The organism is Lactobacillus sp. 23-2, assembly GCF_044902225.1.
GTDB classification, from domain to species: Bacteria; Bacillota; Bacilli; order Lactobacillales; family Lactobacillaceae; genus Lactobacillus; species Lactobacillus absianus.
The window spans coordinates 16,765-27,126 of sequence record NZ_JAOQBX010000025.1 but is presented as its reverse complement, the minus strand read 5'-3'; the positions used below and the strand labels follow the sequence as shown (position 1 = coordinate 27,126).

Annotated in this window: 8 protein-coding genes; all 8 read right to left on the bottom strand. The window is 53.5% G+C overall.

Going from position 1 to position 10,362, the window contains the following annotated elements:
* Positions 1–327: 327 nt before the first annotated feature.
* Positions 328–2,994 carry a calcium-translocating P-type ATPase, PMCA-type gene (locus OCH80_RS08340; protein WP_404539883.1) on the bottom strand — a complete coding sequence of 889 codons (2,667 nt, stop codon included), beginning with the start codon at positions 2,992–2,994 and terminating at the stop codon, positions 328–330.
* Between the two features lie 303 nt (positions 2,995–3,297).
* Positions 3,298–4,134 carry an ammonia-dependent NAD(+) synthetase gene (gene nadE / locus OCH80_RS08335; protein WP_404539880.1) on the bottom strand — a complete coding sequence of 279 codons (837 nt, stop codon included), beginning with the start codon at positions 4,132–4,134 and terminating at the stop codon, positions 3,298–3,300.
* 134 nt (positions 4,135–4,268) lie between these two features.
* A complete protein-coding gene (locus OCH80_RS08330) occupies positions 4,269–4,967 on the bottom strand; it encodes a glycosyltransferase family 32 protein (protein WP_404539877.1) in 699 nt (232 codons plus the stop codon).
* A gap of 13 nt (positions 4,968–4,980) precedes the next feature.
* Positions 4,981–6,078, bottom strand: coding sequence for a glycosyltransferase (locus OCH80_RS08325; RefSeq protein ID WP_404539875.1), 1,098 nt, complete (start codon positions 6,076–6,078; stop codon positions 4,981–4,983).
* A complete protein-coding gene (locus tag OCH80_RS08320; protein ID WP_404539873.1) occupies positions 6,075–6,824 on the bottom strand; it encodes a WecB/TagA/CpsF family glycosyltransferase in 750 nt (249 codons plus the stop codon). Before OCH80_RS08320 ends, OCH80_RS08325 begins: the two co-directional genes overlap by 4 nt.
* A 4-nt stretch (positions 6,825–6,828) precedes the next feature.
* A complete protein-coding gene (locus OCH80_RS08315) occupies positions 6,829–8,262 on the bottom strand; it encodes an oligosaccharide flippase family protein (RefSeq protein ID WP_404539870.1) in 1,434 nt (477 codons plus the stop codon).
* 8 nt (positions 8,263–8,270) lie between these two features.
* Positions 8,271–9,431: a CDP-glycerol glycerophosphotransferase family protein gene (locus OCH80_RS08310; RefSeq protein ID WP_404539867.1), complete on the bottom strand. Its 1,161-nt coding sequence runs from the start codon at positions 9,429–9,431 to the stop codon at positions 8,271–8,273.
* Positions 9,432–9,583: 152 nt separating this feature from the next.
* On the bottom strand, positions 9,584–10,285 hold the full coding sequence (locus tag OCH80_RS08305) for a GntR family transcriptional regulator (RefSeq protein ID WP_404539864.1): 702 nt from the start codon (positions 10,283–10,285) through the stop codon (positions 9,584–9,586).
* Positions 10,286–10,362 lie beyond the last annotated feature (77 nt).

The following is a 10,362-nucleotide window of genomic DNA, read 5'->3' as shown; positions in this document are numbered from 1 at the left end:
GTAGACTTTAGACATAAAAAATAGACTCGTCCTTTCTATTAGGATAAGTCTATTAAACTACCATCTGAATACGTTAGCACATTTTAACTACGTATTTTGAGACTAGTAGTTAACACTTTCCTCATTCTTCACGCTCATATGTTAGCGCTAACAGCAGCTCTCTGTCAACTGCCTGCCTAGCACCTTATCTGCCCGTTGCTTCTTAATTATAGGCAAACATATAGATAGACGCAAAACAGGATCCATGCAAATGCATGAATCCTGTTTCAGCTATGGCTGCTTAATCAGACAAAAGTTTGCGCCATCGCTTGCGATTTTGATTTTTGGTTACTTGTTGCGCGCGTCAGCTTTTCTTTCAAAGAACTTGACGCTTTCCACGATCAAGATCATCAAAACGCCCATGCCGAGAACTACGCCCCATTGGTCCAGGTTCAGTTCGGACACGGCAAAGACCTTGGTCAAGAATGGCAGTTCAACGGCCGCCATCACCAGGGCTGAAACCAGGATGGCAATGTTGAACCACTTGTTGGCAAAGGTGTTCTTTTGGAAGATTGACTGCTTGACGTACTTGGAGTTGAAGGCGTGGAAGAGCTGGATCAGGCCTAAGGTCAAGAAGGCCATAGTCAAGGCGTCTTCATGCGGGTTGGTGCCATGTGGCACGGCGTGCAGGCCCAGACCGTAAGCGACTAGGACCAAGGCCCCTTCAAGAATCCCTTGGTAGACAATGGAGCTGGCCACGCCGCCTGAGAAGAAGTTGGAATTCTTCCCGCGCGGCTTTCTAGCCATAATCCCCTTTTCAATCGGCTCAACGCCCAAGGCAATGGCTGGCAGGGTGTCAGTCACCAGGTTGATCCACAGCAGCTGCACTGGCTTCAGAACATCCCAGCCCAGCAGGGTCATCAAGAAGACGGTCAGAACTTCGCCGACGTTGCAGCTCATCAGGTACAGGATAGCCTTTTGAATGTTGGCGAAGACCTTCCGCCCTTGCTTGACGGCTTCGACAATTGTCGCGAAGTTGTCGTCAGCCAGGACCATGTCCGCGGCCCCCTTGGAGACTTCCGTACCGGTAATCCCCATGCCGACGCCGATGTCGGCCTGCTTCAAGCTTGGCGCGTCGTTGACCCCGTCACCAGTCATGGCTACGATCTTGCCGTTGGCCTGCCATGCCTTCACGATTCTGACCTTGTGCTCAGGAGAAACGCGGGCGTAGACTGAGTAGTCGCCAACGTGCTCAGTGAAGTAGTCATCGCTCAGCTTGTCCAGCTGGGCCCCGGTAATGACTTCGCTGTCGCGGCCCTTTTCAATCAGGCCCAGGCGCTCAGCAATGGCTTGCGCCGTTACTTGGTGGTCACCAGTGATCATGATGGTCCGAATGCCGGCCTGGTGGGCTTCGGCAATCGCCTTCTTGGCTTCTGGACGCTCAGGGTCGATCATGCCGACCAAGCCGGCAAAGATCAGGTCCTGCTCAACGTTTTCCGTCGTTGGGTCATCATATGGCTTGTCAACGATCTTGTAAGCCATGGCCAAAACGCGCAGGGCCTGCTTGGCCATGCTGTTGTTGGTCTCAAGGATGGACTGCTTCTGCTGGTCGGTGATTTCGCTCAAGTCGCCGTTGATGTCAACGTACTTGACTCTTTCCAGCAGCATGTCCGGCGCCCCCTTGACGGCGACGAAGAACTTGCCATTGTACTTGTTGACGGTGCTCATCAGCTTCCGTTCTGAGTCAAATGGCACTTCCTGCACGCGTGGGTGCTCACGCAAGAAGTCATTGACTGGCAAAGTCTTGTGGAAGCCGTATTGAACCAGGGCGGTTTCCGTTGGGTCGCCCAGCAGCTCGCCGGCATCCTGGATCTTGGTATCGTTGGCCAAAAGCATGCTGATCATGGCCGGGTTGTCCAAGGAAATGTCGTCTGCGGCTTCATGAAGGATGCCGTCGTAGTAGACCTTTTCAACGGTCATCCGGTTTTGGGTCAAGGTCCCAGTCTTGTCGGACGCGATAATGTCGGTCGCGCCCAGGGTTTCAACGGCTGGCAGCTTCTTGACGATGGCCTTGTGGTCAGCCATGGTTTGGGTGCCCAGGGCCAAAATGATGGTCACGATGGCCGGCAGGCCTTCTGGAATAGCGGCAACGGCCAATGAGACAGCCGTCAGGAACATGTCAATGAGCAGGGCGTTCATCGGCTCATGGCCTGGATTGCGCCAAACCCCAAGGACGAAGACGACCAAGCAGATCCCGAGAATCATGTAGGTCAAGGTCTTGCCCAGCTGGTTCAGGTTCTGCTTCAGCGGCGTGTCGGTTTCATCGGCATTGTTCAGCATCTTGGCGATGTTGCCGACTTCGGTGTCCATCCCCGTGGCCACGACCACCCCTTCACCGCGTCCGTAAGTGACGTTGGTGCTGGAGTAGGCCATGTTGATCCGGTCGCCTAAGGCGATATCGTCGCCTTGCAGGGTTTCGTTGCTCTTTTCAACCGGAACGGATTCGCCGGTCAGGGCTGCTTCTTCGATCTTCAGGCTTTCAGCCACGACCAGGCGCAGGTCGGCCGGCACCACGTCCCCGGCTTCCAGCAAGATGACGTCGCCAGGAACGACTTCCGTTGACGGGATTTCCTGAACGGCCCCGTCCCGCCGGACTTTCGCGCTCGGCGTGGACATGTTCTTCAAGGCGTCAATGGCGGCCTCGGAACGGGCTTCTTGAATCACGCCCAAAATGGCGTTCAACAAGACGACAAACAAAATGATGCCCGCGTCAGTCCATTCCTGGGCGACGACCCCGGAAAGAACGGCGGCAACCAGCAAGACGACAATCATCAAGTCCTTGAACTGGTCAATGAAGCGGGCCCACATTGGACGCTTCTTCTTGCCGGCCAAAGCGTTGGCCCCATGCTCAGCCAGGCGCTTGGCGGCCTCATCCCCAGAGATCCCGCGGTTGGCGTCGGTCTTGAAGTCTTCAATGACGCTCGGGATATCCTGGGTGTAATACTTCTTAGCCAAAGTATTTACCTCCTTAGATTAAAAAAGAGACTTACGTGCCTCTCAATTAAAGCACATAAGTCTCACGAATTAAGACAAGTCCAGAAGGTCAACGCAGCCTCCGGTTGTTGGACTTGTCGCAAGTCTAAGCTTGCTGTTACTCCCTTATGACAATTTCAATATACCAAAAAAAGCATTTTTAAACAAGCAAACCTGATTGGATAAATCTAAAATAGCCGTTATTTTTTGAAGAAGTTCAACAAAAATGGGCTAAAATTGCTAATTTTAAAGTATATTAAAGCCATAATAGGACATTTTTAGTCATTAGTCCTGCTGCTTGTAAAAGTCGTCAAAGATCGTGACTGGCAGGTGGCGCTTGTGTTCGCTCTTCTTCCAGAGCTTCTCGATCTGGTCAGCGGCTTCTGCGCTGACTTCCTTGCCTTCCAAGTAGGCGTCAACGTCCTTGTAGGTCACGCCCAAGGCCACTTCGTCAGGCAAGTCTGGCCGGTCTTCTTCCAAGTCGGCCGTAGGCGCCTTGAGGTACAGGTGCTCCGGGCAGCCCAATTCTTTCAAAAGCTGCTTGCCCTGGCCCTTGTCCAAGCGGAACAAGGGGGTCAGGTCAGCCGCGCCGTCGCCGTACTTGGTGTAGAAGCCGGAGAAGTTCTCGGCAGCGTGGTCAGTCCCGACCACGGCCCCGGCGTTGGCGCCGGCAATCGCGTATTGGACGACCATTCTTTCCCGGGCCTTGACGTTGCCCTTGTTGAAGTCGGTGATCTTGACGCCGCTGTCTTCCAGGGTCTTGACCAAAGCGTCAACCGCTGGTTTGATGTTTTCAATCAGGTCAACGTCTGGCTTGATGAAGTCAACCGCGTCTTGGGCATCGGCCGCGTCAGCCTGGACGCCGTATGGCAAACGGACGGCGATGAACTTGTAGGAAGCGTCGCCAGTCTCTTCGCGCATTTCTTCGATGGCCATCTGGGTCAGCTTCCCGGTCAAGGTTGAGTCTTGGCCGCCGGAAATCCCCAGGACGTAGGACTTCAAGAAGGGGTTGGCCTTCAGGTAGCCCTTCAGAAAGTCGATGGTCTTTCTGATCTCTGCTTTAGGATCGATTTCTGGCAAAACGTGCTCATAAGCAATAATTTTCTTTTGCAGTTCTCTCATCTGAGTGCCTCTTTCAAAATTCGTAATTACGTGCTTCGTTTTCAGCTTGCAGCTAAAAAGCTCTTATCTATTATAGCCAAAATGACCGGTCCATGTTTTGAAAACCGGTCATTTGGCATTTTTTCTTAAAAAAACTAACGTCTAAAGAGGCGATAGTAAATTTTCGCTTGTTTTTGCGTCTTGATGTGTAATTTAAGAAAGACGACCAGGCCGTGTTTCCAAGACTGGCGGCCATCGATCCAGGTCCCCGTAAAGAGGTGAATTGAACGGGATTCAGGCGAGGGGTTGCAGAGAATGCCATCGGGATAGACGTGGATGCCATCCCTTAAAGTCTGGTCAAAATTTCCCCGCTGCAGCCCGTACTTTTGCAGAATTTCGGTGACGGACAAGGAGTTGACCCCAGCCATCTGATCCTTTTGGTCAAAAGTGAAGTCCAGGCCGTCATAGTAGTGGAGAATGTCTTTCATCAGCGGATGGTGGGCCTCTGAAGCGATGATTGCGGCGCTGAGATAATCCTGGTTTTCAAAGCCAATGAAGGCCCGGTCGCCAAGCAGGTCGTCAAAATCAGTCAAGACCATGACGTCGGTATCCAAATAAATCCCGCCTTGCTGCTCCAGGGCCTTGGCCCGGACGTAGTCAGAGACGAAGGCCCACTTCTTGGCCGCGTAGGCCTGCTCAATGTACTTGTTTTCATGCAGGTCAATGTTGCTTTCATTCCATTCGATGATCTGGTAGTCCGGCAAGCGCCGCTTCCAAGAAGCAAGGCAGGCTTGAATTTCTTTTGACTTGGGCTGCCCGCCGACCCATACGTAGTGAATAATTTTTGGAATCATTTATCATACCATGCTAGTGCTTCATCAGCTTTTGATAGACCGCCATGATGCTGGCCAGCTGCTTTTGCAGGGAAAAGCGGCCGGACAGGTAGGCTTTTTCCGAAAGTGCCATCTCTTCCAGCTCCGCTGGCGACTTCTGCAGGTACTGCTTCAACCCCTCCGCCAGAGAATCCACGCTGCCCACTTCCGCGATCAGGCCATGCTGCTTGTCCGGAATCATTTCATGCATGTCCCCCACATCCGTGGCCAACAGCGGCAGCAGGTTGTCGCTGGCCTCAAGCAAGACCAAGGGAAAGCTTTCCGAATACGAGGACAAAACGGCCAAGTCCATCCGCGCGTACAGGGCCTGCAGGTCGCTTTGACTCATAAAGCCGTGGAAGAAGACCTGTCCGCCCATGTCCAAGTCGGCCACGAGCTGGCGCAATTGGTCCAGCTGGCTGCCGTCGCCGGCAATATGCAGCTGCAAGCGCTGATCGTCCACCTGCTTGACCGCCCTGATCAAGAGGTCCTGCCCCTTGACCTTCTCGCAGCGGCCAACATTGATCAAATTAAAGTGGTGGTGCGGCACCTTGGCTGGAATCTGGGCTTCCGTGTGGAAATTAATTCCGTTGTAGATGACGTGCAGCTTGCCTGGATCAACCCCGTCGCGCTCAGCCAGCATCTTGGCGAAGCGCTGGGTCACGGCAAAGACGCAGTCAGCCTGCTTGATGGCCCGCAGATTGAGCTTAGTGAAGATCCGGCCAGCCAGTCCCCGCCCCTCAAAGTCGATCATTGGGTCTGAGTGGACGGTTACGGCCCACTTGGCCTTGAGCTTTCGGTGAACCAGGCTCATAAACAAGTTGGCCCGGGCACCATGGGTGTGGACCAAGTCATAGCTGCCTTCATTGATGAACTTCTTTAAGCGGCCTGGCAAAAACAAATCATAGCGGGAACTGGCGCCCAAAACCGCGACCTTGATCCCCCGCTCACGCGCGGCTTGGGCCACTGGCCCTTCCGCAAAGACCAGCAGCTCAAAGTCCTGGCCGGCCTGCTTGGCCTCCGCCAACAGATTCACAATATGAGTTAATCCGCCGCCCTTTTCCAGACCGGCATTGACATGAAGCACCTTCATTTTTGCTTGCGCTTGCTCCTTTTGACTTCTTGAACGAATTTTGGCAGGATCATCATTCTCCCCAAGCGCGTCGGCTCGCGCAGGAGGCGGTAGAACCACTCCAAGTGGGCATCGATAAACAGTTTTGGCGCCCGCTTGCTCATGCCGGAAAAGACGTCAAAGCTGCCGCCGACGCCCATCAAAATGGCCGGCACTTGCTCGCGTCTGAGAATGGCCAGCATTTTTTCCTGCTTTGGAAAGCCCAAGGCCGCAAAAACCATGTCCGGCTTGGTCTGCTTGATCCTGCCGGCGATCAGGTCCAGAGAATCCTTGGAATAGCCATCCTCGGCCCCTACCAGCTTGATGCCGGGGTAATTCTGTTTGATCTTGGCCTGCACGGCCTGGATGACCGCGGGCTTGGCCCCAATCAGGTAGACCCGGAGCCGCTTTTGGTCAGCCAGCTTCATGAACCAGGTAAACAGGTCATAGCCCGCTACCCGTTCCGGGATTTCCTCGTCCAGCATCTTCGCGGCCTTGACCACCCCGATTCCATCCGCCGTAACGTAGTCGGCCACGTCATTGATGATCTCGCGGTAGTCAGCGTCGTCTTTGGCCGTCATTACGATTTCCGGATTGGCGGTCACGATCATGGTTGGTTCGCGGCGGTCGATCCGGTCCAGGAATTCCTGCTGGTACTGCTGCATGGTCAGCTTGTCAAAGCTGACGCCCAGAATGTTTACTTTCGCTCTCTTGGCTCTATTGGCCATTTTATCACGCTTTCTTTTGGTATCGCTTGAGGACGCGGACAACGTCTTCATTGAGGTCAAACTTGAACAGGTACAGGCTGAGGGCATAGACGGCGATGATGACCACGGACTTGACCACCATGTCGACAAAGGCTGAGCCAATCCGCGGAATTGGCCACCATAGTCCCAGGGCCAGGCAGATCAGCATGGCGGCAAAGCACTTTGGCACTTCGCTGAACGTATAGCGGAAGTCGTAGCCGTCGCGGACGATCCAGCATCTGAGAAAGAGCACGACCAGTTCCGTGGTCAGGATGGCAATCATGGCCCCCAAGGCCCCAAAGGGCCGGTCCAGCAGCCAGCTCAAGGCCAGCTCCAAAACCGCCCCGATCGTGACGGGAATCGCGTAGTCCTTGTCCCGCTTGTTGGCCAGGGCAAACTGGTTGGCAAAGACCCCGCCAGTCGGAATCAGGATGATGGTCAAGGTGAACCAGAACATGAGCGGCGTCATCGGAATGTACTTTTTGCCAAAGAAGAAAGGCACGAATTCCCGCGTATTGACCATGACCACGGCCGCGAACAAAGTTCCCAGCATCACCGTTGCCTCAAGGGACTTCTTTAAAACCGTCTTCTGGGTCTTTTTGTCCTGGATGGCCATTTGCGGCATGATTACCAGGGAAATGCTGGTGATCACCCCCAGCAGCATGTTGGAGATCCGCTGCGAGTTGTCGTAAAAAGAAACCTGTGCCGTTGACTGGAACAGGCCCAGGATTGGCTTGTCCAAAGAAGTATAGATCTGGGTAGCGATCTGCGGGATCATCAAGATCATGATCGCCTTGCGGGTCTCCGCCAACCTATAAAAATGCCTGGTCGGCTTGCCCACGTATTGGCGGATGCTGAACCAAAAGACGAAGGAGCCCAGCATGGTGGAAACGGACATGATCAAGAAGTACTTCCATAAGTCGCCCGGCGACTTGACCAATAGCAGGATAAAGACCACGCTGACCAGCTTGACGATCGTATTCCGCAGCACGACCCGGCCAAAGTCAGCCAACCCCTGGAAGAACCAGGAAATGTCAAACTGGGCCGCGACCAGGTAGGGAATCATCAAGATGAAGTAAAACCAGTAGCGGACCTTAAAGATGACGCAAACCAGGATAGTGCCGGCCACCATGACCAGACCGCCCAAAAACTGGAAGTACCACAGGCCCCAAAAGGCCGCGGTCAGCTCCTGCCTTTGCCCCTTGGCCCTGGCCTTGGAGATGGTTCTAACCCCAATGTTGGACAAAGAGAGCACGCAGAAGATCATCAGAAACTGGACCGTGTTGTTGACGCTGGAATAAATCCCGTAGGTCGTTGGTCCCAAGACCCTGGACAGGTAAGGGACGGTGATCAGGGGCACCAGGACCAAAAAGATCTGGTAGACCGCGTTGTAGAAGATATTTAAAAGAGTTCTTTTCATCAAAACACCTAATTTAAATAGTCATAGATTGCCTGGCAAGAGCGGCCCTGGTCGACCTGGTCAGTCAACTGCAGCCAGCGCTGGCGCTTGGCTTGGTAGCTGGCAGCCGCTTGGTCCAAGTCAGCCAGAAGCTGGACCAGCTCCGCCTGCTTCTTGGCCTGGGGGCCGGGCACGACTTCGCCGTAAGGCCCCAGCAGAAAGCCTCTGGTCTGCTGGTACTGGTCCAGACAATTGGTGATAAAGATGACCGGCTTGTCCAGATGCAGGTAGTCAAAAAAGATTGACGAGAAGTCGGTCATCAAGAAGTCAGTGGCCGGGAGGAACTCATAGAGGTCCAAGTCCCGCTTAAACAGGTCATCGTTGTTCAAAAAGGCGATATGGCTGGCCTGGACTTTAAAGCTGGCAAAAAGCTTCATTTCATATGGATGCAGCTTGACCAGGAGATACTGGTGCTTTTTAGCCAAAGCCTGATCAAGCTTGGCCAGGTCAAAGTCAGCAAAGGCCAGGAAGTTGCCCTGCTTGATCCTTTCCATGATCTCCTGGTCAGCCAGCTCATATCTGAAAGTCGGCAGATAGATGCCGACCTGGGCGGCTGGATCTTTCTTCAGGCTGCTTTGGAAGAATTCCGTCAAAAGGAAATTTTTGTCATACTTTGCTTCCGGATTTAAGAGCGCGTCGATTCTTGGGAAGCCCAGCTTCTGGTACTTATGCGTCTCAATCCCCATGCAGGCGCTCATCAGACTCTCATAGAGGTCTGAGCTGGAAGTTACCAGGTCGGCCGTCCGGTGCCAGAGCTTTTCGTTGCGCTGGTTGTCTGCCCGCTTGGTATTGTTGGCCATGGTCCCCATTCTCTTTAAGGGAATCCCATGCCAGAAGGCTACATTGACCTGACTCCCCCTCACCTTGAAGGGCTGGTGGGTAGTAAAAAGGTACTTGGCCTGCCCGATTTTCTTCCAGGCACTGAAAGGCAAGTGGGAGGACGGCCAGGGCTCAATCAGGGATACGTCCAGTTCAGGATGTTCCCGCTTCAAATACTTGTAAAAAAGATAGCCGTTGGAGCCCCCGCGCCCGGCGCCATTCAAAATGACCCAGGCCTGGGGATTTTCCCGCTGAAAGCGAGCCAGCAGCTTCATGATTGCCAAATATAGGCGAAATAAAAGACTTTTCATTGCGTAAATTCCTGTTTTTTATCTTCCATTTTAACAGACATCCGAATCCAGCCCAAATTTCCCGGGAAATAATTCGCGCCTTTTACCTAAAAAGCGCGGGAGAAAGTCTCCCGCGCTTGCAGTCATTGTCGATGTTCTTTTTGCCTGACGGGCTACTTGCTGAAGGTGAACTCAAAGCGCTCGCCCACGTAGGAAGCCCGGGTATATTCAAATGGCCGCCCATCAGCCAGCTTGGTAATCTGCCGGCGCGTGATCAAGGCTTCCCCGCGCTTGCAGTCAAGCAGCCGGGCTTCCTGCTCATTGGCCACGATCGCCGAAATGTATTCCATGGCATCCCCAATCTTATAGCCGCCCTTGTCTTCCAAGGTGTGGTACAAGTGGGCTGACACGTCATCTTTGGAAAAGCGCTCAATCAGCTTGTGGGGCACGGTCACGATTTCGTGGCAGATTGGCACGCCGTCCGCGTAGCGGATTCTTTCCATCCGCAAGACGCTTTCGCTGGCGTCAATCTTTAAGCGCTCTTTTTCAGACAGGGAGGGCTTGGTGATCTTGTAGGAAATCAGCTTGCTTGAAGGCGTCTGCCCGTTGGCCCGGGTAATTTCCGTAAAGGACATGATCCCGGACATCTTTTCCTGAACCTTCTGATTGGCCACGTAAGTCCCGCTGCCCAAGCGCCGCTCCAGGATTCCCTCTTCTTCCAGGGTCTTGATTGCCTGGCGCAGGGTCATCCGGGACACCTTGAACTGCTCAGCCAATTGCCGCTCGGCTGGGATGCGGTCACCCACTTTGTAGACATGGTTCTCAATGTCTCGCCGCAGTTGATTGTGGATCTTGATATACATTGGTTCTTGCATGCTGCTTTCCCCCCAGAGTTGAATTAATCCTATTTTAAGACAAATTGGTCTAGATTTCATCTCAAATAAAGATGTCC